The following is a 24,829-nucleotide window of genomic DNA, read 5'->3' as shown; positions in this document are numbered from 1 at the left end:
ACGGCTTGTGATCGGCCTGACCCTGGGCATGGCAGGACTCTGGCTCACGGGTGCGCTGATTGCCGGGCTCCTGCTGACCCGGGAGATCGACGAGGTCTTCGACAGCGCCCTGCAGGAGGTGGCACAGCGCATCCTCCCGCTCGCCTATTCCGAGGTGCTCTCGCGCGATCCGCAGGACGCGACGCAGCACATGCCCCCCGTCGCCGCGCACCGGGAGACGATCACCTACGTGGTGCGGGATGCGGCGGGCCGGGCCCTGCTGCAGTCGAGCGATGCGGACGCGATGCAGATCCCGCAGGGACTTCCTCCGGGCTTCCATACGACCGGGCGCCTGCGCACCTACACCGAGACGGCCGTCCGCGGCACGCTCGTGATCACCGCGGCGGAAGACCTCGCACACAGGCGCGCGGCCGTTATGCGGGCCGTCGGGGCGCTGGTCTGGCCCCTCGCTGCGCTCATCCCCATCTCGGCCGGCGCCGTGTGGCTCGCGGTCCGTCTTGCGTTGCGACCGGTCGTGAAGTTCCGCGCCGCACTGGACGTGCGCGGGCGCGGCAATCTCATGCCCGTGATCGCCGACGACCTTCCCGCCGAGATCATTCCCCTCGCCGACGCCGTCAACGACCTCATCGTGCGCTTGCGCGGGGCCCTGGAAGCGGAGCGAAGTTTCACCGCGAACAGTGCGCACGAACTCCGCACGCCCATCGCGGCCGCCCTCGCACAGGCACAACGCCTGATTTCCGAGCTGCGCGAGGAGGGACACCGGGAGCGGGCTCTCGCGATCGCGACCTCCCTGCGCCGCCTCTCCCGCCTGTCCGAGAAGCTGCTCCAGCTCGCGAAGGCGGAAGGCGGCGGACTGATCGCGCCCGCAGCGGCTCCTCTGGCGCCCATCCTCGCGCTCGTCGTCGAGGAGATACGCCGGGAGACGGTGCCGGCGGACCGGATCGTGTTGTCCGTTCCGCCTGACGGCATGCCGTCCGACCTGGATCCGGACGCCTTTGCAATCCTGGCCCGGAACCTGATCGAGAACGCGCTGCGCCACGGCGACCCGGGCAGCGGAATCAGCGTGGTCCTGCGACAGGGCCTCCTCGAGGTGACCAACCGCGGTGCCGTCGTCCCGCCCGACCGCCTGGCCATCCTGACCAGGGCCTTCGAACGGGGTCCCACCCAAGCGGAGGGATCCGGCCTCGGCCTCGCAATCGTCGCCTCCATCTGCCGTGGAGCAGGGCTCGAGCTCACGCTGGCCTCCCCTGTTCCCGGGGAAGCCGACGGGTTCCGCGCGAGCGTCCGCATTCCCACGGCTGCGGCTGCCACGGCCCTGCCACAAGCCTGACGCGAAGCTGACGGACCTCGCCGCCCGCCGTCAGGCTCCCGTCAGCCGCCGACGTCAGGGTGTCCCTGTTGCAGACCAACAGGTGACCCCATGACCAAGAGCCTCCGCCTCGGAGCCATCCTCCTCCTGTCCACCACGGCACTCGGCGTCGCGATCGCCGTCGCGCCGGTTCACGCCGATGGTCGCAAGACGGCCGGGCAGGACGTGGCCGAAGCCCACGAAACCAGCCGACTGATCTTCGCCAGCGAAAGCCGGTCGCGGCACCACGATCGCAACCGCCGGCACCACCACGACGACGATGACGACGACGATGACGGGGAAGACGGCCGTGGCGGCATGCGCCCGCCTCGTGCGGCGGCCCCCGATGCACCCGTGCCGGACAACGGCCTCTTCAGCGGCAAGGCCCGTCCGAAGGTGGACGTCCAGTAATCCCCCCAAGCCGAAGGAAGGCGAACGACATGAAGATGCTCCTCCCCACCCTCGCCGCGGCCACGGCGATCGCCCTGCCCGTCATGGCGCAAGCCAGGCCCGTGACGTTCGAGGCAACCCTGAAGCCGTATGGCGGCAACGGCGCCTATGTCGTCCTCTACGTCACAGACGCGGCCGGCAAGTACAAGGGCACGTTGTGGATGGCGGGCGGCAAGGCCAAGTACTATCGCCACCTCGCTGACTGGCAGCGGGCCTCTGGCGGCGCGACGACCGAAATCGACGGCATCACCGGCGCGAGTGTCGGATCCGGCAAGACGCTGAAGATCAGCCTCGACCTGGCCGACGCCCTCATCGACGCAGGTTACGAGATCCATGTCGACACAGCCGTGGAGGACGGGACCGACAACCCGTCCGAGGTCGTCGTGCCACTCTCCGCAAAGGCCGCAGGAACGGCCGTCGCGGGCAAGGGCTACGTGAAGTCGTTCAAGGTCACGTTCTGAGGAGCGACGACCATGCTTCGCCGCCTTCACTCCGCTCCCGGCCTGCTGCTCGCCCTTGTCCTCGTCGTGACGGCTGCGAGCGGCGCAGCGCTCTCGCTGGTGCCGGCGCTCGACCGCATGACCTATCCGGTGATCCGGCCCGGCGGCACCGTGGCCGACCTGGCCGCCAACGTCGCTGCGCGCCATCCGGGCGTCACCCGCATTGCGGTGCGGCCCAACGGCGCGATCACCGCGGCCTTCGACGACGGTGACGGCGGCATCGAAGTGATCGATCCCGCCACCGGGACGGCCCTCGGCGCCTACGAGCCGTCGCCGACCACTCGCTGGCTGACCAATCTTCACCGCTCCTTCCTCGCCGACGATGCGGGACGCCTGCTGGCCGGTGCCGGGTCGCTGGCGATGGTCCTGCTCGCTGTTTCGGGCGTGCTCCTTCTCGTGCGGCGCACCGGTTCATGGCGAGCGATGATAAGCCCCATGCGCGGCTCGCCGAGCCAGCGCTGGCATACCGAGCTGGGCCGGCTCGCCGCCATGGGCCTCCTCCTGTCTGCCCTGACGGGCGCTTGGATGTCTGCGGGAACCTTCGGACTTCTTCCGGAAGAAGCGGCCAGCCCCGTTACGGTGGCTTCGCCGAGCGGACCTTCCGCGCCGGTCGCGTCGCTTGAGGGCCTGCGGTCCGTTGACGTCTCGACGCTGCGCGACCTCAGCTTCCCGTCGCCTGACGATCCTTCCGATGTCTTCGTGCTCCGCACGACGGAAGGAGAGGCAAGCATCGACCGTGTCAGCGGGACAGTGCTCTCCATGGTCCCGACCACCACCTGGGACCGGGTCGGAGCCGTCGTCGTCACTCTTCACACGGGGCGCGGCGCATGGGTTCTCGGCCTCGTCCTCGGGCTGTGCGCGTCGAGTGTCCCGGCCTTCGCGGTCACCGGCGCGGCGATCTGGTGGCGCCGTCGCACCAACAGCCGTCTCGTTCGGGCGTCCCTGCCGGCGGCTGATGCCGACACGGTGATCCTCGTGGGCAGCGAAGGCGGTGCGACGTGGGGCTTCGCCGCCACGCTCCAGGCAGGCCTCGAGGCGAACGGTCACCGGGTTCACGTCGCCCCGATGAACGACCTCGCGCCGGTTCACGCGGGGGCCCGGCGACTTCTCGTCCTCTGCGCCACGGCGGGAGACGGGGGCGCCCCGGCATCGGCGACGACGTTCCTGGAGCGCCTCGGTCAACTCGACGGGCCCGTTCCCGTGGCCGTTCTCGGCTTCGGCGATCGCTGCTTTCCCCGGTTCTGCCAGTTCGCGGAAGACGTCCAGGCCGCGCTCGCACGCAAGGGCTGGCCGGAGATCCTCCCGATGAAGCGGGTCGACCGACAGTCGGCCCAGGAGTTCGCCGCGTGGGGACGCGATCTCGGATCGGTCCTTGGTCACGAACTGACCCTGGAGCATGTCGCGGCTCGACCGCGCACGAATGCCCTTGAACTGGTTTCCCGCGAAGACTTCGGCAACGAGGTCGGCGCGCCCGTTGCCATCCTGCGCTTCGCCGCGCCGGCACGCGCCGACGGAAGCCGGGGCAGGCTCCCGGTCTTCGCACCCGGCGACCTCGTGGGCGTCGTTCCCCCCGGCAGCGCCATGCCCCGCTTCTATTCGCTCGCCTCGTCCGATGCGGACGGCGTCCTGGAGATCTGCGTGCGGCTTCGCCCCGAAGGGCTCTGCTCGACCTTCCTCCATGGCCTGCAGCCCGGCGACCGGATGGACGCGTTCATCAGGGAGAACCCAGCCTTCCGTCCGGCTGACGGCAGCGCGCCGCTCATCCTGATCGGAGCGGGCGCGGGCGTCGGTCCGCTGGCGGGCTTCGTCCGTGCGAACGCGACAGGGAGGCCGGTTCACCTCTATTTCGGTGGGCGCAGCCCGGCATCCGATTTCCTGTACGAGCACGAGTTCGCACAGCATCTGGCCGAACGGCGCCTGACATCCCTGCGCACCGCCTTCTCGCGCACGCCCGAGCCAGCCTACGTGCAGGATCGCATCGCCGCGGATGCAGCGCACCTGAGGGACCTGATCCACCACGGCGCGCAGGTCCTCGTCTGCGGCGGGCGGGAGATGGCGCATGCCGTGGCCCAGACCCTGGAGCGCGTCCTGCACCCCCTCGGGACGGACCTTGCAGCCCTGAAAGCGAGCGGACGCTATGTCGAAGACGTCTACTGAAGGCGTAGGCCTGCGTCGCCTGTCGCTCCACGGCCCCACGATGGGCTCCCGCTGGACGGTGGTGACCTTCGTGCCGCCCGGCTGCGACAGCGGGGTCCTGCAGTCCGAACTCCAGGCCGCCGTGGACCGCGTGGACGCGCAGATGTCCACTTGGAAGCCCGGTTCCGACCTGAACCGCCTGAATGCAGCACCCGTTGGATCCTGGATCACGGTGCCGCGGGAGTTGATGACGGTGCTGGCGGCGTCCCTGGAGATCGAGGCGGCGTCCGAAGGCGCCTTCGACATCGGCGTCGGCGATCTGGTGGTCGCCTGGGGTTTCGGCTGCGAACGCCGGTCGCCCGATGACGCGATGATCCGCAGCGTCGCCGGTCCTGCCATCCCGCCCTTGCGGGGATTGCAGCTCGACCACGGCGCGGGACGTGCACGAAAGCTCGCGCCGCTGAAGCTCGACCTCAGCGGAATTGCCAAGGGGTACGGGGTCGACGAACTCGGCCGCGTCCTTACCGAGGCGAGGTTGACATCCTGGCTCGCCGGCATCGACGGCGAGTTGAAGGCCTGCGGGACCAAGCCGGACGGGTCGTCGTGGATCGTGGCTCACGAGGCCGCGACGCCCGGTCGACGCGACCTTGCGGGCGTCCTTGCGCTTCAAGACATGGCCGTCGCCACGTCAGGCACGTACCGGCACGTGGTCGAGCACGGTGGAACCCCGGTGTCCCACACGATGGATCCGCGAAGCCGCGCGCCACTTGCGGGCGACCTCGCCAGCGTCACGGTGATGGCCGACAGCTGCATGGCGGCAGACGCGTGGGCCACCGCGATCATGGTGGCGGGGTCGAAACGCGGCATGGCGCTCGCCAGCCGGTTCGGTCTGGAAGCCATTCTCATTCGAACCGACTGGACAGTCCTCGGAACGCTTTGAGCCGATCGCGGTGACCCGTGCGATCAGTCGGGAAACGGTTCGACCTGCACCTCGGCCGTGCGGCCATGGTAGACGACACGCCTTCCCGGGAAGGAGACGAGGTAACCCGCGCAGCCGGCCGCCTTGGCCTGCTCCGAAACGGCGGCGTAGCTGTAATCGGGACCGTTCGCTTGCGCCCAGCGCACGAGCGCCGTGAGGGCGTTGGCGTCGAAGGTCGGCTGGACCGTCCGTCCGTGCTCCGGCACGTCCAGGGCGAGGCTCTCGCCGTCGGGCCGGTAGAAGGTCTGACTGTTGCGGCGGTAGTCGACCGCATAGCCCTCGAAGCCGGCCGCGATCAGCCTTCCCACGATGTCGGGGAAACTCATGCTGCCGTCGTGAGCGGAACGGAGGCAGGTTGTTGCAACGCCGATCTGGTCCGCGTCCATGGCGTTCCTCTCCTTCGCTTGGGTGGATCCGACCGCGCCAGACAGTCGATCGGCACGCCCTAGTCCTCGTCTTTCGACGAGGGCGGCCAGGGCACGTTCGAGGGTGCGGCGTTCCTTGTCCGACAGTACGCCGAAGAACCCGGAGCCGTTCGCGATGAGGCCCTGGCAGCACCTCAACTCGCCGCCCGAGGCCGGGCGAGAGCCGCAGGGCCTTTGGTGGCCCGTCACGGCTTCAGGACGAGCTGGATCCACGTGTCGAGGAAGCGCCCGCGCTTGCGCTGGTCGCTGTAGCTCAGCATGGCGACGCCGAGCGGCAGGGTCGTGACGGGCCCCCCGGCCCGCCGGCCCGCCGGTGCATCGGCGCCCAGCAGCGCCGACGCGCCGAATGCGGTCTGCCCCTCGGGCGACAGGGCGAACTCCAGGAACAGGCGCGCGGCATCGGGAGAGCGCGCGGTGCGCGGGATCAATGCCGTCCGCGTCGTGACGATCTGGTAGTCCTCCGTCTCCACCAGCGGAATGCCCAGCTCAGCCGCGCGCAGCCTGACCTCGGGCGAGGCCGCGAGGCCGAAGGCGATGCTGGCGTCGCCCCGCGCGAGCGCCTCGAGCATGGAGACGCCCGTCTCCGCGATCTGCGCCTCGACCTCGCCAAAGGAGCGCATCAGGCGCCAGGCCACCGGCGAGACGCTCGCCTCCAGCGCCGCGTGGAGGTACCCGATCCCGGATCGGCCGATGTCGTAGGTCACCACCTTGCCACGAAACGAGGACTTGCTGGCCTCCAGCAGTTGGGCGAGGCGGAGACGGGTTCGCGGACGCTCCTCGACGGCGAGCGCGCGAGGATCGTAGGCCAGCACGAGCGGCTCGTAGGTGAGGCCGATCAGCTCGTCTCGCCAGCGGGCCCAGTCTGGAACGGACGCGAGTCGCGGCGACGTGAAGGCCTGCGCATAGCCGTCGTTGACGAGACGGACCTGCATGTCCACCGCCCCGCCGATGGCGAGATCGGGACCGCGCCCCGACACGGGCGCCGTGACGACGGACTGATAGACGAGGCCGCTCGGGAGGGCGTCATACTCCACCGCAATGCCGGGATGCCGGGCCTGGAACGCGGTGATGAGCGCAGCCATCACCGGATGCTCGCCGTCCGACGCGATCCGGAGGACCTCGGCGGCGCCCTGGACGGGAAATCGGCGGATCTCGGCCAGCGCGGGCTGGCCTGTGAGGGTCAGGCCGAAGGCGATGATCGTGGCGGACAGCACGACCGCAGTCCCCACCCGCCCCCCATGGGTGGCCACGGCCACGGCACCCCTCGCGGCCAGCGGAAGGACGATACGGACGGTGAGCCCTCCGCCCGGCGTCTCGTCCAGTTCGACATGTCCACCGAGCGCTTCGGCGACGTCCCGCGCGATGCTGAGGCCGAGCCCGCTGCCCGGGGTTCCAGCCGACTGGCTGCCGCGGCGGAAGCGTTCCAGCACGGCCGCTCGCTCTTCTTCGGGAATGCCCGGCCCCGCGTCCGCGATCGTGAGCGTCGCGTAGGCCTCGCCTGCTGACAGCCGGATGCGGATGGGGCCGGCTGGCGCGTAGGCGAAGGCGTTGTCGACGATGTTGCGCAGCATCTCGCGCAACGCGACGGGTTCCGCGAGGACCGCCGCGTCGCCTGCCTCGATGGCGAGGTCGATGCGGGCGAGCTGGTCGTCGTGGAGCCCGTCGATCACGGCGGATACCACGCTGGCCAGCGCCACCGCATGCCGCGGCTGCGCGTCGAGGCGATGCGACACGTTGGCCGACGCGAGGAGCTGTCCCTGCAGCTGGGCGATCACCTGCGCGTTCGCGTGGATGCGCCCGATCCTTCTTTCGAGGGCCGCGGGATCGGTCTCCCGCAGGGCGAGTTCGGCCTGGGCCTGCAGCGCGGCGATGGGCGTGCGCAACTGGTGCGCGGCATCCGCCACCAGCGTCCGCGTCGTCGAGAAGCTGGTGGACAGGCGGCCCATGAACGCGTTCAGCACACTGACCAGCGCAGCCACCTCCCGGGGATAGGGGCTTTCGATGGGCGCAAGGTCGGTCGAGGTCCGCGAGGCCACCTCGGCCCGCAGCCGGGCGAAAGGCGCAAAGGCACGATTGAGCCCGATGAAGACGAGGCCGAAGGCGAGCAGTGCGGCGAGGGCCGACGGCAGCAGGATGGTACGGAAGAGTTCGTCACGCAGCGCATCCCGCGCCTCCCGCGTCTCGGCCACCTGCACGACGGCCCAGTCCGCGGTATCGCCGCTGGCGATGAAGCGACCGACGCTGACCAGCCGCACCGTCTCGCCCCGGTAGCGGATGTCCTTGAGGTGCACCGTGGCGGTGCGGGGATCGGGCTCCTGCGCCGCCAGATCGGGATACCCCGTGAGGAAGGCCCCGTTCGGCGCGACCACGCGGTAGAAGACCCGCGTGGAGCGGGATGCCGCGAGCATGTCGAACGCCGCCTGCGGCACGTCCACCGTGACGAAGCCTTCCTCCAGTTGCAGCGCATCGGCGATGGAGAGCGCGGCGGCTGACAGCACTCGGTCGAAGGCCTCGTCGGCGGCCCGCTCCGAGTACTGCCGTGCGATCACCGCGAGGGCGGCCAGCAGGAGGCCGAGGATCAGCGTGGCGCCGAGGAGGATCCTGCGTCGCACGGAGGGAAGCCGGCCGGCCATCGTCACGGCGCGGCGCCTCCGCGCAGGCGGGCCATGTAGCCTTCCCCGCGCAGCGTTGCGATGTCGAGGCTCGCGTTGCCGAGTTTCTTGCGCAGTCGCGAGACGTACAGCTCGATGGCATTCGGAGCCACGTCGTCGTCCGGGCCGAAGAGCTGGTCGATCAATCGTTCCTTGCGGACGGGCTTGCCGATCTGCCCGAGCAGGATCTCCAGCAGCCGGAACTCCCGGCGGCTCAGGTCGACCGGCTCGCGTTCCACCAAGACCTGCCGCGACCCGGCGTCGAAGGTCATGTTGCCGAAGACCTCGGCGCTCGAGCCCATCCCCATGGGGCGGCGCAGGAGGGCGCGGATGCGCGCCTCGAGCTCGCGCAGGTCGAACGGCTTGACCAGATAGTCGTCGGCGCCGAGGTCGAGCAGCGAGATCCTGTCGTCGATGGCGGAACGGGCCGTCGTCACGAGCACGGGGGTCCGATCCCGCCGGGCACGCATCTCCGTCAGCACCGTCGCCCCGTCCTTTAGAGGCATGGTGAGGTCGAGGATGACGAGATCGAACCGGTCACCCCGCAGAAGGGCGCTCGCCTCATCGCCGTCGCCGGCGAGGGTCACCGCGTGTCCAGCCCTCGCCAGTTGCGTGGCGACGGCCTCGGCAAGGTCGGCGGTGTCTTCGGCGAGCAGGATCCTCATCCGGGCAGATCACGACAGGTTGGCGACAGGTTTGCGTGCCTACGATGCCGGCAAGCAACTGGAGAGCGCAAGGCATTGCGCCCATCTGAACCGGAGGAAACCATGAGGACCCCGTCCGTCCTTCTTCGCCGATCCCTTCTCGCCGGAAGCGGGCTCGTGCTGCTGGCCCTGTCCGCCGCGGCCCCGGCCGCCGCGCAGGACAGCTGCTCCAACCGCGGACAGCTCGACACGCTGTACTGCGACGAGAACAAGGATCTCGTCGCCGACGCGCCGAAGGATCCCAAGCGCTGGCGCGATCCGTCCACGCTGGTCTGGGCCTACACGCCCGTCGAGGACCCGGCGGTCTACGCCAACATCTTCAAGCCGTTCACCGACCATCTCGAGAAGTGCGTCGGCAAGCGGACGGTCTACTATCCCGTGCAGTCGAACTCGGCCGAGATCGAGGCGATGCGGTCCGGCCGCCTGCACTTCGCGGGCTTCTCGACCGGTCCCACCGGCTTTGCGGTGAACCTCGCCGGAGCGGTGCCCTTCGCGGCGAAGGGGCTGGGGACCGAGGTGCGGGGATATACGCTCGCAGCAGTGGTCAAGGCGTCCAGCCCTTACCAGAAGCTGTCCGATCTCAAGGGCAAGAAGGTTGCGCACACCTCCCCGTCCTCGAACTCGGGCAACCTCGCGCCGCGCGTCCTATTCCCCGACCAGGGCCTGAAGACGGACGAGGACTACAAGCCCCTGATGTCGGGCGGCCACGACAAGTCGCTGCTCGGCGTCGTCTCGGGCGACTACGACATGGCGGCCGTGGCCTCGGACGTGATGGAGCGGATGATCACCCGCGGCACGATCAAGGAGGCGGATATCCGGGTGCTGTACCGCAGCCCCGTCTTCCCGACCTCCTCCTTCGCCTACGCGCACGACCTGAAGCCCGAGCTCGCCGAGAAGCTGAAGAGCTGCTTCTTCTCCTTCCGGTTCACGCCGGAGATGCAGAAGGAGTTCAACGGGGACGACCGCTTCCTGCCCATCTCCTACGCCAAGGACTGGGCCGTCGTGCGCGAGGTCGCCGAGAAGTCGGGCACCCCGTACAACAAGGCGGCCTACGAGGCCGAGTCCAAGCGCGAGGCAGACGCCGCGGCCAAGAAGGCCGCCGAGGCCGCCAAGCCCGCCGAGCAGCCCGCAGCTCCCAAGCCCTGAGGATCGACCATGACCCGCGCCACCTTCCTCGCCGTCCTCCTGCTCGCCGGGGCGTCCCTGCCCGCGATGGCCCAGGACGCCTGCTCCAACCGTGGACAGCTGGACACGGCTTATTGCGATGCCGACAACGACCTCGTCGCCGATACGCCGAAAGACCCGTCCAAGCTGAAGGATCCCTCGACGCTGATCTTCGCCTACTCGCCCGTCGAGAATCCTGCGGTCTACCAGACGGTGTACCAGCCGTTCATGGACTACCTGGGGACGTGCACCGGCAAGCGGATCGTCTTCTTCCCGGTGCAGAACAACGCCGCCCAGATCGAGGCCATGCGGTCGGGCCGCCTGCACATCTCGGGCTTTGCGACCGGTGTCGTCGGCTTCGCCGTCAACCTCGCGGGAGCGGTGCCCTTCGCGGTGATCGGCTCCGAGAAGGGCGTGTCCGGCTACAAGCTCTTCGCCATCGTGAAGAGTGACAGCCCCTACAAGACGCTCGCCGAGCTCAAGGGCAAGAAGGTCGCGCACACGGCGCCGTCGTCGAACTCCGGCAACCTCGCGCCACGCGTGTTCTTTCCCGAGCAGGGCCTGAAGCCCGACGACGACTACAAGGTCCTGATGTCGGGCGGCCACGACAAGTCGGTGCTCGGCGTCGCCTCGGGCGACTACGACATGGCCCCGGTGGCGTCGGACGTGTTCGAGCGCATGGTGGCGCGTGGCGCGGTGAAGGGCGACCAGTTCCGCGTGATCTGGCAGAGCGAAACCTTCCCCACCTCGTCGTGGTCGATGCCGCACGACCTGAAGCCGGAACTCGCGGCGAAGATCAAGGCCTGCTTCCTCGACTACAAGTGGTCGGACGGACTGAAGAAGGAATACGCCGGCGAGGACCGCTTCCTGCCGATGACCTACAAGGACACGTGGCGACCGATCCGCGAGGTCGCGGAGAAGTCGGGCACCCCTTACAACAAGACCGCGTACGAGGCGCAGACGAAGCGCGAAGCAGAGGCCGAGGCCAAGAAGGCGGCCGAGGCTGCCGCTAAGGCCGCGCAGCCCGCAGCTCCCAAGCCCTGATCCGACCGGGACGACGGCGGGAAGGCCGTCGTCCCGCTGCCTTCTCGATCGGCGAGGCGCATGCCATGACGGCGCAACCCCTGAACATGTCCGCAGTGCAGGCCAAGGCCGGCAGCCTTCTGAGCGTGCGCAATCTCCGCAAGGAGTACCGGCCGGGCCAGCCCGTGCTGAAGGACATCACGCTGAACTTCGAGCCGCGCGGCATCACGGCGATCATCGGGCCCTCGGGCACGGGAAAATCGACCCTGATCCGCTGCATCAACCGCCTCGTCGACCCCACCGCCGGCGAGATCTGGTTCGAGGGACAGGACATCGCGAAGGTGAACGGCAACGCCCTGCGCCTCGTCCGGCGTCGCATCGGGATGGTGTTCCAGGAGTACAATCTGGTCGAGCGCCTGTCGGTCATCGAGAATGTGCTCTCCGGCCGGCTCGGTTACGTCCCGGCGTGGCGGGCCTTCCTTCGGAAGTTTCCCGAGGCGGACGTCACGCGCGCCTTCGACCTCATCGATGCCGTGGGGCTCAACGAGGACTTCGCCACCCGCCGTGCCGACAAGCTGTCCGGCGGACAGCGCCAGCGCGTCGGCATCGCCCGGGCCATCATGCAGGACCCGGCACTGGTGCTGGCCGACGAGCCGACGTCGTCGCTCGACCCGAAGACCTCGGTCGAGATCATGGAACTGATGGCCAGCCTGTCCGCGTCCCGCGCGATCCCGATCATCGTCAACATCCACAACGTCGACCTCGCGCGTCGCTTCGCAAGCCGGATCATCGGCATGACGGGAGGCCACGTCGTGTATGACGGTCCACCCGCCGGACTGGAAGGCCATCACCTCGCGACGATCTACGGCGGCGAGGACTGGCAATGAGCGCCGCTCCGTCGTCTCCGAGGGTGCGGCCGGCGGCCTTTCCGGCCAACTGGATCGCGCGGATCGCGTGGATCGCGCTGGCGATCTACACGGTCTACGCGACGTCGATCCTTGCCATCACCTGGGAACGTTTCGCGAAGGGGCTCGAGAACGGAGGCGTCTTCCTGGCGCGCATGTTTCCGCCCAACACGGCAGCGGACAAGTTGTCCCTCATCGCCGGGGGCATGGTCGAGAGCATCCAGATCGCGATCCTGGCGACCTTCTTCGGCGTGCTGCTCTCGCTGCCGCTGGGGCTGATGGCGGCCCGCAACCTGGCTCCGTCCTGGCTGTCGTGGAGCGCGCGGGGGTTGATCGCGGTGCTGCGGTCCTTCCATCCCGTCATCGTCGCCATCCTCTTCGTGAAGTCCGTCGGGTTCGGGGCGCTCGCCGGGGTGCTCGCCCTCATCGTCTCGTCGATGGGCTTCGTGTCGAAACTGTTCGCCGAGATCGTGGAGGAGATGAACCCAAAGCAGGTGGAGGCCGTGCGGGCGACGGGCGCGTCGTTCTTCAATGTCCTCATCATGGCGGTGGCGCCGCAGGTGATGGCGCGCTTCATCGGGCTTTCGGTCTATCAGCTCGACTCGAACCTGCGGAACTCAACGATGGTGGGAATCGTGGGCGGCGGCGGCATCGGTGCCGCGCTGTTCACCGCCTACCAGCGGTTCGACTACGACGTGGTGCTGACGATCCTGCTCATCATCATCGGACTGATCATGACGATGGAGCTCGTCTCGGCCCGCGTCCGGAGGATCTTCCAGTGAGCACTGCGACGACGGCCGGCACGCCCCGGATCTGGCACCGCTTCACCTCCACCGAGCGCATCGCGCGCTCGATGATCTATATCCTCACGGTCGTGGCCGTCGTGTGGTCGGCCCGGACCGTCGAAGTCATTCCGGAGTTCCTCTACGACGCTCCCGAGCAGACGGCCGACCTCTTCAAGCGGATGTGGCCGTTCGACTGGGGGTTCTACCCGAAGGTCGTGCACGAGACGCTGATCGAGACGTTCCACATCGCCACCCTCGGGACGATTCTGGCCATCGTCCTGGCGCTGCCGCTGTCCTTTCTGGCTGCCCGGAACTTCACGTCGAACCGGGCGCTGAACATCCTGGCGCAGTTCATCTTCGTGTCTTCGCGCTCCGTGAACTCGCTGATCTGGGCCCTGCTGTTCGTGGCGATCTTCGGCCCCGGCGCGCTCTCCGGCGTGATGTCGATCGCCTTCCGCTCGGTGGGCTTCATCGGCAAGCTCTTCGGCGAGGCGCTGGAGGAGGCGCATGCCGGTCCGATCGAGGCGCTGGAAGCAACCGGCGCGCCGCGCTCGATGATCCTGGTGAAGGGCTACTGGCCGCAGGTCGAACCGGCCTTCTGGTCGGTGGCGCTCCTGCGGTGGGACATCAACATCCGCGAGTCCGCCGTCCTCGGCCTCGTCGGCGCGGGGGGGATCGGCGTGGCGCTCGATGCGGCCCTGAACAACCTCTACTGGGATCAGGTCGGTCTCATCCTCGCGGTGATCTTCGCCGTCGTGATCGTGACCGAGATCATCACCTCGTCGATCCGCTCGCGCATCATCTAGACAGTTCTTGGTACCCGGCCCTTACGCTGGATGAGGAATGGCTGGTCCCGTGGGGTTTCAGCCTCGACGGCAATTTCGATATCCGGCCGCGCTGCGGCTTCCGGGCTCCTTTCGACTGCCGCCGGCCCTCGCCTGCATCAATCCCGAGATTGATCCTTCCTCGATACGGGGGGGAGCGCCGGCAAGGCGAACGAGCATGGCACGGAGCTGCCGGTTCTCCTGCTCGAGCTCCTGCAGACGACGGACGGCGGGGGGCGGCAACGACCCCAATCGCTGACGCCATCGATAGAAGGTTCTGAGCGACACACGCGCATCGGCGCAGATGGTCTCCACCGGCACTCCGCGGTCGGCTTCCGCGAGAAGCGCGGCAATCTCCTCGTCCGTGTGCTGGGATCGTCGCATGCATCCATCCTCCGGCGTACAGCGGGTGACAAGGACGCAGCAGCGAGCCCTGGGTCACCCCCCGCCAGGAGGTGGGTGCAAGATGGAGACCAAGTCCGGCTAGTCTGGACCGCCCCTAGAGGAGGCGCTTCTCGATCAGCATGTGGATGCCCTTGTTGCCATCGACGAGCTGGGTCACGCGAAGGTTCCCGGCCACCGAGCAGAGCATGTAGGCCTCGTTGCGCGTCAGCCGGGTCCGCCGGCAGATATGCTTCACCATCTCCCGCACGGCCTGGCGGGCGGCATCGTCGAGGTCCTCGTCGAGACCCATCGTCATCAAGTGCGTCTCGGTCTCGGCGAAGGGAAAGTCGATGGCCATGTCCTTGCGGACGGTCAGGCGAAAGGTGCCGGTGACTGCCGTCTCCAGCGCCGTGATGCACACTTCGCCGTCACCCTGCACACCGTGCCCGTCGCCGGCGAAGAACAGCGCTCCGTCGTTGAAGACGGGCAGGTACAGGGTGGTGCCCGGCTTCAGCTCCTTGTTGTCGAGGTTGCCGCCGAAGCTGCGCGGGACCGGCGAGCCGCAGCGTCCCCAGGCCTTGGGCGGCGCGACGCCGAGAATGCCGAAGAAGGGATCGAGCGGCACCTCCTTGCCCCAGGGCAGGACCATCACCTGCCGCTGGTGATCGATGGCGGGGTGGATCGTCTCGTAGTCCGTGAACTCATCCGGAAGGGTGCCGAGGAGGGGCAGGATGGCAATGAAACCCCAGTCGAAGATGCATTTCACATCGAGGATGTCGACCTGCAGGGTGTCTCCGGCCTTCGCCCCGCGCACGGCCACCGGTCCGGTGATGAAGTGCGGCCCCGCTCCCTGCTGAAGCGTGTCGAGCGCATGCATGAACGCCGGCGGAACCTTGCTCAGATCGGGCGGCAGGCTCTCCTTGCCGCCGGCAGGAAAGGACGAGAGGGTCACGGTATCGCCGGAGGCGATTTCCAGAACGGGCTTCGTGGTGGCGTCGAGGTAACCCCAGACCATGGTCTCGGCGACGGCGGGAATCTCGTGGTGCTTGGACATGCAATTCTCCGGGGATGGGAGCCTAGACGGCAATGAAGCGGGCGAGCCGCTCGCGGGTCATGTCGCCGCGCGGCCCCGCATCCACGACGGAGCCGCGGGAGAGCACGAGGAAGCTGTCGGCGAGAGCAGTCGCGAAGTCGAGATACTGCTCGACGAGGATGATCGAGATCCGCCCCTTGAGCCCGGCGATCACATCCTCGATGACCTTGACGACGTTGGGCTGGATTCCCTCCGTGGGCTCGTCCAGGAGGATGACCGAGGGCTTCGTCACCAGCGCCCGCGCCAGGGCGAGTTGCTGCTGCTGGCCGCCGCTCAACTGTCCACCGGCGCGGCGCCACAGGTCGCGCAGGGCCGGAAAGAGCGCCACTGCCTCCTCGATGGTGCCGTCGTGCTCGTGCCCATGGGCTCGGGCCGCGGCCATGATGTTCTCGGCCACGGTGAGTTCGGAGAAGATCTCGCGCCCCTGCGGCACATAGGCGAGCCCGATGCGGGAGCGTTCGTAGGGCATCCAGGTCGTGATGACCTCGGCATCGCGCCGGATGGTCCCGCCGGAGGCAGGCAGTAGCCCCATGAGGCACTTGAGCAGGGTCGTCTTCCCCGCCCCGTTTCGACCCAGGACCGCCAGGCACTCGCCGGGCCCGAGCGTGAAGCTGACCTTCCGAAGAACCTGGGCGCTGCCGTAGTGCTGGTCCAGCGCCTCCACCGTGAGCATCATCCCGGCCTCCCGCTCTAGCGCCCGAGATAGACGTCGATGACGCGTGCATCGGCGCGGGCGGCGGCCATGGAGCCCTCGAACAGCGGCCGGCCCTCGTGCAGGACGGTGACCCGGTCGGCGATCCGGTCGACGAAATCCATGTCGTGCTCCACCACGACGATCGCCCGGTCGGGGCGTCTCAAGGACAGGACGAGTTCGGCGGTCCGCTCCGTCTCCTCGTCGGTCAGGCCAGCGACGGGCTCGTCGAGCATCAGCACCTTCGGGGAGCCAGCCAGCACCATGCCGATCTCGAGCCATTGCTTCTGACCATGAGCGAGTTCGCCGGCCAGGCGATCCCTCTCGGCCGCCAGGCCGATGGTCTCCAGCAGGTCCTCGCCGGCCTCCCGACCGGACGCGAAGCCCGCACCGACCGCGAGGTTCTCCATGACGGTCAGGGCATCGAAGACGCTAGGCTTCTGGAACTTGCGGCGCACGCCGGCCCGTGCGATCGCAGCCTCGCTGGCGCGGGTGAGGTCCACCGTTCCGTCCAGCGAGATCGTTCCGTCGGATGCACGCGTGATCCCGGACACGACATCGAGCAGCGTGGTCTTGCCGGCCCCGTTGGGACCGATCAGGGCGTGGACGTTCCCGTACTCGATCGCCATCGACAGCCCGTCGATCGCATTGAACCGTCCGAAGGTGACGCGCAGTCCGTCGACCACAATGGCTGGCGCCTGGCTCATCGCGCGCCTCCGGCCCGCACGAGCCTCTGGACGCGGTCGCCGAGACTCGGGAGGGATGCTTGCCGCAGCTTCGGCAGATCGATCAATCCATTGGGAAAGGCGAGCGCCACGATGACGATCAGAGCCGCAAGGATGAAGGGCCACAGGTCGGGTGCCGCGGACGACAGCCAGAACTTCAGGCCGTTGATCAGCACGGCGCCGATGACGGCACCGGCCAGCCGACCTCGCCCGCCGATGGCCACCCAGACCGCGATCTCGAGCGACAGTTCCGGCGAGAGCACGCGCGGATTGATGATGCCGACCTGCGGCACGTACAGGATGCCGGCGAGCGCCGCGAGCAGTGCGGAGAGGCACCAGGCCCTGAGCTTGATTGACAGCGTCTCGTAGCCGAGGGTCCGCAGACGCGCTTCGTCGTCCCGACATGCCAGCATCAGCCGCCCGGTCTGCCCGCGCGTCATCAGGAAACAGCACAACAGGGCGAGGAACAGAACGACGAGCGACACGAAGGCGAGCCCGGCGGCGGCTTGCGGTGAACCGACGGGGAAGCCGAGGACGAGGCTCCATCCGGTCATGCCGTTGTTGCCTCCGAAGCCCGTGTCGTTACGGAACATCAGCAGCATGGCAACGTAGACGAGGGCCTGGGTCACGATGGCGAAATAGACGCCGCCGACGCGCGACCGGAAGGAGGTGTAGCCGATCGCGAACGCGACGATCAGCGTGACGAGCAAACCGGCAACGAGGGCATAGGGGAAGCTCTCGAACCCCCACCAGTAGGCCGGCAGGGCCTTCCAGCCCATGAACTGCATGAAATCCGGGACCACGCCCGTCACCACGAAGCTGTGCTTCAGCAGGTACATGGCGATGGCATAGCCACCGATGGCGAAGAACACGCCGTGGCCCAGACTGAGGATGCCGAGGTAACCCCAGATCAGATCGAGCGAGAGAGCCAGCAGCGCGAAGGCCGCGAGCTGGCCGATGGCGTTGACGAGGTAGGGCGACAGCAGGCCGGGTCCGGCGAGCCCCCCAACGGCGAGGATGACCGCGGCGACCGCGAGGATGGCCGCGAGGGTCGAGGCGAGTAGCGTGTCCGAGCGAAGGGACGCGAGAACGCCGGTCATTTGCGGCGTCCCTTCACGGCAAAGAGGCCCTCCGGTCGCCACTGCAGGAAGGCAACGATCATCAGGAGCACGATGACCTTGGCGGCGACCGCGCCGTAGAGCGGCTCAATCACGACGTTGATCTGCCCGACGCCCAGCGCCGCGATGACGGTACCGGTGAGGGTGCCGACGCCGCCGAGCACGACGACCATGAAACTGTCGATGACGAAGAGCGTGCCCATCTGCGGATTCACGTTGTAGATCGGCGAGAGAGCCAGTCCCGCCAGCCCCGCCAGGGCGGAGCCGAAGCCGAAGGCGAGGCGATCCACCTGCCGCGTCGGGATCCCGATGCAGCCCGCCATGTCCCGGTTGAGCGTGGTGGCACGGATGTTGAGGCCGAGCGGGGTGCGCCGCAGGATCAAGGCCGTCACCGCCAGCGTGAGCACGGCGAAGCCGATCGCGAAAAGGCGGTTCCACGTCATGATGAAGTCCCCCAGGACCTGGAAGCCCCCCTTGACGTAGAAGGGTGTCTCGAACTGCAGGTTCTGGGTGCCGAAGACGACGCGGACGATGTTGATCAGGAAGAGGCTGATCGCCCACGTCACGAGGAGGCTCATGAGCGGACGCTTGTAGAAGTGCCGGATCAGCACCGCCTCGAACAGCATTCCGATCGCGCCCACGACGACGGCCACGATCGGGATCGCCAGGATCAGGTAGTAGTCGACGAGCGATGGTGCGATGGTCCTGAGGGCCTGCTGCACGACGTAGGTGACGTACGCGCCGAGCATGATGAATTCGCCCTGCGCGAGATTGATCACGCCCATGAGCCCGAAGATGATCGCCAGCCCCACGGCGGCCATGAACAGGATGCTGGCCAGGCTGATGCCGTTGTAGATCGTCGTGAGGGCACCTGTGATGGCGAGCGCCCGATCGACCTTGGCGAGACCCGCATCGACAGCGCGGGCGAAAGCCGGATCGGACTTGTACAGCGGATCCTGCGCGAGCTTCTCCAGTTGGGTCCTCGTCCGCGTCGTCGGTGTATCGACGAGGCGCTGAACCGCGGCGATCCTCTTCGCGGGATCGGGCGAGCGCAGCTCGGCCGCCTGGACCACGGCCTCGAGCGCCTGTCGGAGGGCAGGGTTGGGCTCTGCGGATACCGCGCGCTCGAAGAGTCCGATCGGCAGACTGTCGGCCCGCCGCTCCAGCAGCCTCAATGCCGCGGTCCGTTCCGCCACGGCCGTGCCGGACAGCAGCTGCGCGGCGGCCTCAAGCGTCTCGACGGCGGCGCGGGACCGAAGGTTGAGCACCGGAGCGCGCCCCGAGGCGTCAGGGGTCCGTGCCGCACCGGTGATCGCATCCACAACCCCGGAAGCAGAATCGACGGTCGCTCCCGCCCCATCGCATTGCAGCTTGCGGTCGAGCGCCGACCTCGCCAGGGACCGGACCCAGGCGACGTCGGCGGCGTCGGCGCGAGGAAGATCGGAGAGCACCTGGCCTGTTGCGCTCGTCAACGCAGCAGGCTCTCCGCAGAGAGCTGCGACCACGCTGTCGCGGGCGAGGGAGGCAGCCATGACGGGCTGCGCCAAGCCCGCGACAAGGAGAGCCAGGACGGCCAATCTCCGGAAGAGACGGAACGGGAGCGTCATCGTGTCAGGGCCCGGAGCCGTCCTTCAGTGCCCACTCAGCCGTAGGGGCTGAAAGGCACTGGCTTGGGCGTGTCCTTCGACTGCCAGAGAATGTCGAAGCCCTGCTTTTCGTTGACCGAACCGATGAACACGCCGCGGGCGACGTAGTTGTTCTCGCCGGTCATGCTGATCTTGTATCCCGACGGGCAGTCGAAGCTGAGACCCGCAAAGGCCTTGCGCACCTCAGGCACGGCGAAGGAGCCAGCCTTGGCCGCCGCCATGGCCCAGAGGTGGACCGCATCGTAGGTCGACACCATCGGATCGATGGCGACGTCCGGCTTGAAGGGAACCTTCTTCGTGGTGACGTAGGTCGCCCAGTCCTTGAGGAACTTCTCGTTCGCCGGCCCCTTGGCGTTCTGCAGGTACGCCCAGCAGTTGAGATGACCGACCAGCGGCTTCGTGTCGAGGCCCTCGAGGTCGGCCTCCACCACGTCGAGGCCGAGCACCGGCACTTCCGTCGCCTTGATGCCCTGGTTGATGAACTCGCGGAAGAAGTCCGGGATAGAGGATCCGACCGTGGTCAGGATGACCACGGGCTGGCCGCCGGGCTCATCGGCGAACTTGCGAATCTGGTTGACCAACGTCTGGAAGTTCGAGAAGCCGAGCGGCACGTACTCCTCGCGCCAGGCCGTCTCGGCGATGCCCTTGGTCTTGAAGTAGCCCTTGAGCTGCTTGTTGATGGTTCGCGGCCACACGTAGTCGGAGCCGAGCATGAAGAAGCGCTTGGCGCTGACGCCCTCGGCGCTCATCAGGTAATCGACCGCCGGCAGTACCGAACTCGCGGGCGGCGAGTTGACGTAGACGACGTTCGCCGAGTTCTCGTCGCCTTCGAAGTGCAGCGGGTAGAAAAGCAGGCCGTTGTTCTGCTCGACCACCGGCAGTACCGACTTGCGGGACACGGAGGTCCAGCAGCCGAACAGGGCCGCCACCTTCTCCTGCTGCAGCATCTGCCTGCCGATCTGGGCGTAGAGAGGCCAGTCGGAGGCCGGGTCGGCGGTGATGACCTCGACCGTCTTCCCGAGAACGCCGCCCTTTGCGTTGATTTCGTCTGCAGCCATCCTGGCGACGAAGTTCAGGCGCCCCTCCAGGTTGGCCATCGTGCCCGAAGATGAGAACAAGCAACCAAGCTTCACCGTATCCGCAGCGAAGGCAGACTTGATGATACCCGGCATTGCGAGAGTTGATCCCGCAACAAAAGTCGACTTCAGAAGATTACGACGCGTAATGTTGCTCATCGATTGCCTCCGAATTGTTCTTCTCCATCAAACAACCAGCGCCGTAGATACACAAGCACTAATGTTATTCAAAGCGATAGGTGATTTTTGTGCTGCTGAACAAGGAACATGCACCTACAGGTTCAGTTGGCAGTTTTGACATTTTGCTTCGCCGGAAATGCCGGCTCGCGCAGCGCGGCGGTTTCGCCTGAGATGGACCGGATCGGCCCTGATCAGTCGCTTGGAACGTGGCGGACGACTTCGTCGGCGGTCCGGGTCGACCTCGCCGACACCTTGCATGATCCATACCGTCTTGCAGTCCGGGCTCGATTGATCCGGACGGCGCAAATGGACCCGGAGGCGCTGGCGGCTGAGCCCGAGGCGGATTCTCGGCCGAAGTCGGCGTGTTGCGTCCCCCGGAGCCTGCCGGAACTCTGCCGCTGCAGGGTGGCAGAGCTGGAGAGCGTGCTGGAAGGCCCGGATCGTGCGGAGACGATGGACCTGATCCGCTGGCTCATCGAGCAGGCGGCGGGCGGGCAACACGCGCTGGCCGGCGCCTCTGGAGTGGAATGCCGCGGACAGCGCTTGCGCCTAGGCGGCAGCAGCCAATGGCGGGCGTGAGGACATCTCGATGATCCGCGACAGGCCCTGCGCGCTGAGGCCGCGGAGGGCGAGTGCGCTTGTCTGGCCATCGGCCGCGGCGAGGATGGCGATGTCGCACACGCGGGCGACCCTCCATGCCAGGGTGCTTGCGGCGAGCGGCGGGACGGCGATGAGGATGACGCCTTGCTCGGTCCGAAGTCGGGCGATCGCGTCCGCGGCGTGGCGTGACCAGGGATCCGGCCCGGCCGACGGCTCTGTCCCCGGCGGTGCCGGCAGATAGTGCCATGGCGCCGTCGTTCGGGCCGGACCCGGCCCCCGTCGTGGAATGGGAACATCGATCCCAAGGATGACGGTGCGGACCGACTCGATCACCCGTGACGCGATGGTGTCACAAAGGTCGGCCACGTCCTCGCAGTCGGCTCCGCAGACCAGGACGCAGAGCGGCTCCTGACGGGCCCGCAGAACGATCTCCGCAGCCGCGTGGTCGGGCGGCGTCCGATCGCGATCCGCGGGCCGTGTGCGACGGACGGCCCGTCGTTCGGCCCGCTCGTCGAGGAGCGCCATCGAGGAGAAGGCATCGGCGTGGCAGGGAACGCCGGCGGCGCGGCAGATCGCCATCGTGTCCCGGACGGTATCGGCAGAACCTGCCGCGTAGACGAGATCATCAGTCCGCAGCAGGGGAAGGGCTTCCGCGACCCTGGCGACGAGTTCGCGGCCGATATGGCCTTCCGGCAGCGAGACGAACGGCCGGACATGGACCCGGGGAAAGCGTTGCAGCCGCTCCAGCGCAGGGATCATGTAGAGGCCCGCCGGGCTCCGCGCCCCCGCGACGACGACCATCTCGCGGTCGGGACGCTCGCAGAGGGCCTGGTGGGCAACCGACCAGATGGGCGCGAAACCCGTCCCGGTGCCCACCAGGACCAGCCGGCCGGCATGGTGGCTGCGCAGGTAGGCCGACCCGTAGGGCCCGAGCAGCCTGACCCGATGGCCCGCGACGATGTCGCGGCCGAAGGCATTCGAGACGAGGCCGTTGCGCACACGTCGCACGTGCAGGCGCAGGACACCTGGCGTGGAGGCGCCCGACAAGGGCGCGGTCGGGCTGTAGCTCCGCGCCGGGAAGCCTTTCCATTCGAAGCGCATGTACTGCCCGGGAAGGTAGTGGATCCAGCGGCGGGGCTCGACCACCACCTCCACGACGCCCCACCCGAGATCGTTGACGGCCACCACGCGCCCGCTCGAGGCCTCGAGCGGCGGCACGTCCTCGACCTCGATGGTCAGGTCGCCCTGCGGCCGGGCCTGGCAGGCGAGGACCGCCGCCGGGTCTCCCGTGTCCCCACCATGCGCCCGACCCTCGACGATGCGGACGCGGCACGTCCCGCATACGCCGGCACAGCAGTCATGGGGCAACTCGATCCCGCTCATCCGCGCGGCGGCAAGGAGGGTCTGGCCGCGCGGCGCCTTGAACGTCTCGCCGTTGGCGATGGTGACCCGATGAATGGTCATGGAAGCACCTCCAGTCTGACAGCACGGATGTGGCGGGCGTGGTCTGATGATGTCCGGTCGAAGGGCGCGACCCAGATGGACATGCCGTCGTCGATCGGCTGCCCCCCAGGCCTGAGGGGGGCGAGAGGCCGCTCCACGACAAGGGTCCACCGCCCTGCCGACCACGACCCCAGGCAAGCCACTGGCTGGCCCGCGACCACCTTGGCCGGCAAGGCCAGAAGGCCCGCGAGCGTGTCTCCGAGCTCGATCTCGGCATCCCGGTCCGCCGAATAGGGGATGCTTGCCGTGGCCGGGAGACTTCCGGCAGCCGATGCAGGCGCTGCAAGCGCTGACGAAGGAACCCCTGGCGAAGGAAGCCGCCGCGGCGCTGCAGGACCGCCTGGATAGAAGGCAAGCGCGGAGTTCGGCCTCATCCGGCCATACGTCGCCACCGGGACGATCCCGCCGCGATAGGGCTCGCGGCCGGCATGCTGACCGGCCGTGGGCGACGCAGGAGGCCCGAAGACCTCGAGGTCGCACCAGCCTCCCGCCGGTCCGGCAAACCAGTGCAGGACATCGACCGCGGAGCCGTCGGTCGTGTAGTGAAGGCCATGGCCGGACCCCGACGGCGGCTTGTCATGGAGGGGCCGCTGCCCCGGATGGAAGGCGCCCGGCCCGAAGCTGGGCGGAGCGGGGGAGACCATGACGGCGAACTGATCCACGGCGCCGCCGCCGGTTCCCGCACGGATCCTCCAGCCGGCGCTGGTCTTGACCAGGACCGGCGCCGCGACGTCGGCGACGGGATCCTGCCACGTGAAGGCCAGGGCAATACGCCTGCCATCGTGGATCGCCCTGACGTCGACCTCGGAGAAGCCGTCCTCCAGGTTGGCCCCGCCATACGTCCGCACCCGCAGCGGGATCGCGTTCTGCCACGCCGGATGGTCGAGTGTCCCGGTTCGACCCGGCAGCTCCGGGACGCGGACCGTCCGCAGCGTCAGATGCGCGTGCCGCTCCGCCACCAGATAGGCTGAAACGGCGGCGAAGAAGGCCAACCCTGTCGCTACGGCGATCCCATGGCGGGACACGAGCGCGCAGAGGCGCCGGATCACGCTGCCCCTCGTGCCCGCAACCGAGGAGAGGTCGCGCGGGCGCGGCCGGACGATCCGCAGCAACTGCTGCGTCCCGCCCATCGCGACATGAAGAGCGACATGGCCGGGCACGAAGAGCGCGACCCCCCACGAGGCGAGGCGGTGTGCCGGCATCAGGCCCGGCGCCAGATCCGTGTGTATCAGCAGCCCGCTGAAGACCTGTCCTGCGGCGAGAACGAGGAAGAACCACGTGAGGATCAGGCTGGCGGCACTCCACCGCGCCCGCCCCGGAACCGCGAGGCCCGAGATCCTGTCCCACCGCAACTGGAGACGGGCTCCCAGGCCGGCCGTCCGCAGAAGCATGACATGGGCCGCCAGGAAGCCGGCGAGCGCCATGCCGGCGACGATGTGGACAAGCCAGAGGCGCCATGTCGGCAGAAGCGGCACGAGGAGGCGGTCGACCGCCGTCGCCGACGGCCCCTCGGCCTCGATGCGGAGGCCCGTCGCGAGGGCCGCCATCACGCTCAGGGCCAAGCCCCAATGGATCACGATCGTCCCGGCGTCCGTTCGTGGTCGAGCGCGATAGACCGTCATGCGTCATCCCTCCATGCCTGGAGGAGTGATAAGCAGCTCGACCTAGAACCGTGATGACAGTGATTGTCATGAAGTGTTCAGTTGAACTGCCTTAGTTTTTCAACATTCAGGGCATATTGCACTTAAGCTGAAGCCATGATGGCGAAATAAAAGCAATAATTTGACGAAATACGACGTGGATCATGGCGTGGATAGACACAAGGCGATAGGCGCGATCTCTGCCATTGCGGCGCTCATCGTCCTGACGGCCGCAACGGCTCGGGGAGCCGAGGCCGAACGGGAGGGCTCCCGCGGCGG

At 68.0% G+C, this 24,829-nt stretch carries 23 protein-coding genes; 11 read left to right on the top strand and 12 right to left on the bottom strand.

Going from position 1 to position 24,829, the window contains the following annotated elements:
• The first annotated feature begins 28 nt into the window (after positions 1-28).
• The 5 genes from ACX9GQ_RS18830 to ACX9GQ_RS18810 all read left to right on the top strand — a co-directional run bounded on the left by ACX9GQ_RS18830 (position 29) and on the right by ACX9GQ_RS18810 (position 5,374).
• On the top strand, positions 29-1,330 hold the full coding sequence (locus tag ACX9GQ_RS18830; RefSeq protein WP_459631120.1) for an ATP-binding protein: 1,302 nt from the start codon (positions 29-31) through the stop codon (positions 1,328-1,330).
• A 90-nt stretch (positions 1,331-1,420) separates the two neighbouring features.
• The gene (locus ACX9GQ_RS18825; RefSeq protein WP_459631119.1) at positions 1,421-1,759 is read left to right on the top strand and encodes a hypothetical protein; all 339 of its coding nucleotides are present in this window, start codon (positions 1,421-1,423) and stop codon (positions 1,757-1,759) included.
• A 29-nt stretch (positions 1,760-1,788) separates the two neighbouring features.
• Positions 1,789-2,259 (top strand): DUF2271 domain-containing protein, encoded by a 471-nt coding sequence (locus tag ACX9GQ_RS18820; protein ID WP_459631118.1) that lies wholly within the window; start codon positions 1,789-1,791, stop codon positions 2,257-2,259.
• 12 nt (positions 2,260-2,271) lie between these two features.
• Complete coding sequence (locus tag ACX9GQ_RS18815) at positions 2,272-4,455, top strand: PepSY domain-containing protein (RefSeq protein ID WP_459631117.1); 2,184 nt, start codon at positions 2,272-2,274, stop codon at positions 4,453-4,455.
• Positions 4,436-5,374, top strand: a complete 939-nt coding sequence (locus ACX9GQ_RS18810; protein WP_459631116.1) for an FAD:protein FMN transferase — start codon at positions 4,436-4,438, stop codon at positions 5,372-5,374. The genes ACX9GQ_RS18815 and ACX9GQ_RS18810 overlap by 20 nt, the downstream gene beginning before the upstream one ends.
• Positions 5,375-5,397: 23 nt before the next feature.
• Here ACX9GQ_RS18810 and ACX9GQ_RS18805 read toward each other — a convergent pair whose 3' ends face one another.
• The 3 genes from ACX9GQ_RS18805 to ACX9GQ_RS18795 all read right to left on the bottom strand — a co-directional run bounded on the left by ACX9GQ_RS18805 (position 5,398) and on the right by ACX9GQ_RS18795 (position 9,154).
• A complete protein-coding gene (locus ACX9GQ_RS18805) occupies positions 5,398-5,739 on the bottom strand; it encodes a DUF1398 domain-containing protein (RefSeq protein WP_459631115.1) in 342 nt (113 codons plus the stop codon).
• A gap of 284 nt (positions 5,740-6,023) precedes the next feature.
• On the bottom strand, positions 6,024-8,471 hold the full coding sequence (locus ACX9GQ_RS18800; RefSeq protein ID WP_459631198.1) for a sensor histidine kinase: 2,448 nt from the start codon (positions 8,469-8,471) through the stop codon (positions 6,024-6,026).
• Positions 8,472-8,473: 2 nt separating this feature from the next.
• The gene (locus ACX9GQ_RS18795; protein ID WP_459631114.1) at positions 8,474-9,154 is read right to left on the bottom strand and encodes a response regulator; all 681 of its coding nucleotides are present in this window, start codon (positions 9,152-9,154) and stop codon (positions 8,474-8,476) included.
• Between the two features lie 102 nt (positions 9,155-9,256).
• Here ACX9GQ_RS18795 and phnD (ACX9GQ_RS18790) point away from each other — a divergent pair, with 102 nt between their 5' ends.
• From phnD (ACX9GQ_RS18790) to phnE (ACX9GQ_RS18770), 5 genes are all read left to right on the top strand, one after another.
• A complete protein-coding gene (gene phnD, locus ACX9GQ_RS18790; RefSeq protein WP_459631113.1) occupies positions 9,257-10,339 on the top strand; it encodes a phosphate/phosphite/phosphonate ABC transporter substrate-binding protein in 1,083 nt (360 codons plus the stop codon).
• A gap of 9 nt (positions 10,340-10,348) precedes the next feature.
• Positions 10,349-11,401, top strand: a complete 1,053-nt coding sequence (phnD, locus tag ACX9GQ_RS18785; RefSeq protein WP_459631112.1) for a phosphate/phosphite/phosphonate ABC transporter substrate-binding protein — start codon at positions 10,349-10,351, stop codon at positions 11,399-11,401.
• A gap of 65 nt (positions 11,402-11,466) precedes the next feature.
• Positions 11,467-12,267 carry a phosphonate ABC transporter ATP-binding protein gene (gene phnC, locus ACX9GQ_RS18780; RefSeq protein ID WP_459631111.1) on the top strand — a complete coding sequence of 267 codons (801 nt, stop codon included), beginning with the start codon at positions 11,467-11,469 and terminating at the stop codon, positions 12,265-12,267.
• Positions 12,264-13,067 carry a phosphonate ABC transporter, permease protein PhnE gene (gene phnE / locus ACX9GQ_RS18775; RefSeq protein WP_459631110.1) on the top strand — a complete coding sequence of 268 codons (804 nt, stop codon included), beginning with the start codon at positions 12,264-12,266 and terminating at the stop codon, positions 13,065-13,067. Before phnC ends, phnE (ACX9GQ_RS18775) begins: the two co-directional genes overlap by 4 nt.
• Entirely contained in the window at positions 13,064-13,876 is an 813-nt protein-coding gene (phnE, locus tag ACX9GQ_RS18770) for a phosphonate ABC transporter, permease protein PhnE (protein WP_459631109.1), read from the top strand. Before phnE (ACX9GQ_RS18775) ends, phnE (ACX9GQ_RS18770) begins: the two co-directional genes overlap by 4 nt.
• Positions 13,877-13,933: 57 nt before the next feature.
• Here the strand turns inward: phnE (ACX9GQ_RS18770) and ACX9GQ_RS18765 are convergent, their stop codons facing one another.
• The 7 genes from ACX9GQ_RS18765 to ACX9GQ_RS18735 all read right to left on the bottom strand — a co-directional run bounded on the left by ACX9GQ_RS18765 (position 13,934) and on the right by ACX9GQ_RS18735 (position 20,786).
• Entirely contained in the window at positions 13,934-14,278 is a 345-nt protein-coding gene (locus tag ACX9GQ_RS18765) for a transposase (RefSeq protein WP_459631108.1), read from the bottom strand.
• A 115-nt stretch (positions 14,279-14,393) separates the two neighbouring features.
• Positions 14,394-15,332, bottom strand: a complete 939-nt coding sequence (locus ACX9GQ_RS18760; protein WP_459631107.1) for an acetamidase/formamidase family protein — start codon at positions 15,330-15,332, stop codon at positions 14,394-14,396.
• 22 nt (positions 15,333-15,354) lie between these two features.
• On the bottom strand, positions 15,355-16,044 hold the full coding sequence (gene urtE, locus ACX9GQ_RS18755) for an urea ABC transporter ATP-binding subunit UrtE (protein WP_459631197.1): 690 nt from the start codon (positions 16,042-16,044) through the stop codon (positions 15,355-15,357).
• A gap of 17 nt (positions 16,045-16,061) precedes the next feature.
• Positions 16,062-16,769 carry an ATP-binding cassette domain-containing protein gene (locus ACX9GQ_RS18750; protein WP_459631106.1) on the bottom strand — a complete coding sequence of 236 codons (708 nt, stop codon included), beginning with the start codon at positions 16,767-16,769 and terminating at the stop codon, positions 16,062-16,064.
• Positions 16,766-17,887, bottom strand: coding sequence for an urea ABC transporter permease subunit UrtC (gene urtC / locus ACX9GQ_RS18745; protein ID WP_459631105.1), 1,122 nt, complete (start codon positions 17,885-17,887; stop codon positions 16,766-16,768). The genes ACX9GQ_RS18750 and urtC overlap by 4 nt, the downstream gene beginning before the upstream one ends.
• Positions 17,884-19,377 (bottom strand): urea ABC transporter permease subunit UrtB, encoded by a 1,494-nt coding sequence (gene urtB, locus ACX9GQ_RS18740; RefSeq protein WP_459631104.1) that lies wholly within the window; start codon positions 19,375-19,377, stop codon positions 17,884-17,886. The genes urtC and urtB overlap by 4 nt, the downstream gene beginning before the upstream one ends.
• 170 nt (positions 19,378-19,547) lie before the next feature.
• The gene (locus ACX9GQ_RS18735; protein WP_459631103.1) at positions 19,548-20,786 is read right to left on the bottom strand and encodes an urea ABC transporter substrate-binding protein; all 1,239 of its coding nucleotides are present in this window, start codon (positions 20,784-20,786) and stop codon (positions 19,548-19,550) included.
• 108 nt (positions 20,787-20,894) lie between these two features.
• Here ACX9GQ_RS18735 and ACX9GQ_RS18730 point away from each other — a divergent pair, with 108 nt between their 5' ends.
• Positions 20,895-21,386 carry a hypothetical protein gene (locus ACX9GQ_RS18730; RefSeq protein WP_459631102.1) on the top strand — a complete coding sequence of 164 codons (492 nt, stop codon included), beginning with the start codon at positions 20,895-20,897 and terminating at the stop codon, positions 21,384-21,386.
• On the opposite strand, the gene ACX9GQ_RS18725 is transcribed toward ACX9GQ_RS18730, so the two are convergent.
• Both ACX9GQ_RS18725 and ACX9GQ_RS18720 read right to left on the bottom strand, forming a co-directional pair.
• Entirely contained in the window at positions 21,357-22,871 is a 1,515-nt protein-coding gene (locus ACX9GQ_RS18725; protein ID WP_459631101.1) for a 2Fe-2S iron-sulfur cluster-binding protein, read from the bottom strand. The two genes, ACX9GQ_RS18730 and ACX9GQ_RS18725, sit on opposite strands and share 30 nt — an antisense overlap.
• Positions 22,868-24,532: an ethylbenzene dehydrogenase-related protein gene (locus ACX9GQ_RS18720; protein ID WP_459631100.1), complete on the bottom strand. Its 1,665-nt coding sequence runs from the start codon at positions 24,530-24,532 to the stop codon at positions 22,868-22,870. The genes ACX9GQ_RS18725 and ACX9GQ_RS18720 overlap by 4 nt, the downstream gene beginning before the upstream one ends.
• Between the last annotated feature and the right edge of the window lie 297 nt (positions 24,533-24,829).

This window comes from Alsobacter sp. R-9 (assembly GCF_054612375.1).
Note: the sequence above shows the minus strand (reverse complement) of the source record. Positions and strands in the feature narration are given on the sequence as shown.

Coding starts and splice junctions, on each gene's coding strand:
- ACX9GQ_RS18830 (WP_459631120.1), top strand. CDS start 29: ATGGCAGGACTCTGGCTCACGGGTGCGCTGATTGCCGGGCTCCTGCTG.
- ACX9GQ_RS18825 (WP_459631119.1), top strand. CDS start 1,421: ATGACCAAGAGCCTCCGCCTCGGAGCCATCCTCCTCCTGTCCACCACG.
- ACX9GQ_RS18820 (WP_459631118.1), top strand. CDS start 1,789: ATGAAGATGCTCCTCCCCACCCTCGCCGCGGCCACGGCGATCGCCCTG.
- ACX9GQ_RS18815 (WP_459631117.1), top strand. CDS start 2,272: ATGCTTCGCCGCCTTCACTCCGCTCCCGGCCTGCTGCTCGCCCTTGTC.
- ACX9GQ_RS18810 (WP_459631116.1), top strand. CDS start 4,436: ATGTCGAAGACGTCTACTGAAGGCGTAGGCCTGCGTCGCCTGTCGCTC.
- ACX9GQ_RS18805 (WP_459631115.1), bottom strand. CDS start 5,739: ATGAGTTTCCCCGACATCGTGGGAAGGCTGATCGCGGCCGGCTTCGAG.
- ACX9GQ_RS18800 (WP_459631198.1), bottom strand. CDS start 8,471: ATGGCCGGCCGGCTTCCCTCCGTGCGACGCAGGATCCTCCTCGGCGCC.
- ACX9GQ_RS18795 (WP_459631114.1), bottom strand. CDS start 9,154: ATGAGGATCCTGCTCGCCGAAGACACCGCCGACCTTGCCGAGGCCGTC.
- phnD (WP_459631113.1), top strand. CDS start 9,257: ATGAGGACCCCGTCCGTCCTTCTTCGCCGATCCCTTCTCGCCGGAAGC.
- phnD (WP_459631112.1), top strand. CDS start 10,349: ATGACCCGCGCCACCTTCCTCGCCGTCCTCCTGCTCGCCGGGGCGTCC.
- phnC (WP_459631111.1), top strand. CDS start 11,467: ATGACGGCGCAACCCCTGAACATGTCCGCAGTGCAGGCCAAGGCCGGC.
- phnE (WP_459631110.1), top strand. CDS start 12,264: ATGAGCGCCGCTCCGTCGTCTCCGAGGGTGCGGCCGGCGGCCTTTCCG.
- ACX9GQ_RS18765 (WP_459631108.1), bottom strand. CDS start 14,278: ATGCGACGATCCCAGCACACGGACGAGGAGATTGCCGCGCTTCTCGCG.
- ACX9GQ_RS18760 (WP_459631107.1), bottom strand. CDS start 15,332: ATGTCCAAGCACCACGAGATTCCCGCCGTCGCCGAGACCATGGTCTGG.
- urtE (WP_459631197.1), bottom strand. CDS start 16,044: ATGCTCACGGTGGAGGCGCTGGACCAGCACTACGGCAGCGCCCAGGTT.
- ACX9GQ_RS18750 (WP_459631106.1), bottom strand. CDS start 16,769: ATGAGCCAGGCGCCAGCCATTGTGGTCGACGGACTGCGCGTCACCTTC.
- urtC (WP_459631105.1), bottom strand. CDS start 17,887: ATGACCGGCGTTCTCGCGTCCCTTCGCTCGGACACGCTACTCGCCTCG.
- ACX9GQ_RS18735 (WP_459631103.1), bottom strand. CDS start 20,786: ATGAGCAACATTACGCGTCGTAATCTTCTGAAGTCGACTTTTGTTGCG.
- ACX9GQ_RS18730 (WP_459631102.1), top strand. CDS start 20,895: ATGCACCTACAGGTTCAGTTGGCAGTTTTGACATTTTGCTTCGCCGGA.
- ACX9GQ_RS18725 (WP_459631101.1), bottom strand. CDS start 22,871: ATGACCATTCATCGGGTCACCATCGCCAACGGCGAGACGTTCAAGGCG.
- ACX9GQ_RS18720 (WP_459631100.1), bottom strand. CDS start 24,532: ATGACGGTCTATCGCGCTCGACCACGAACGGACGCCGGGACGATCGTG.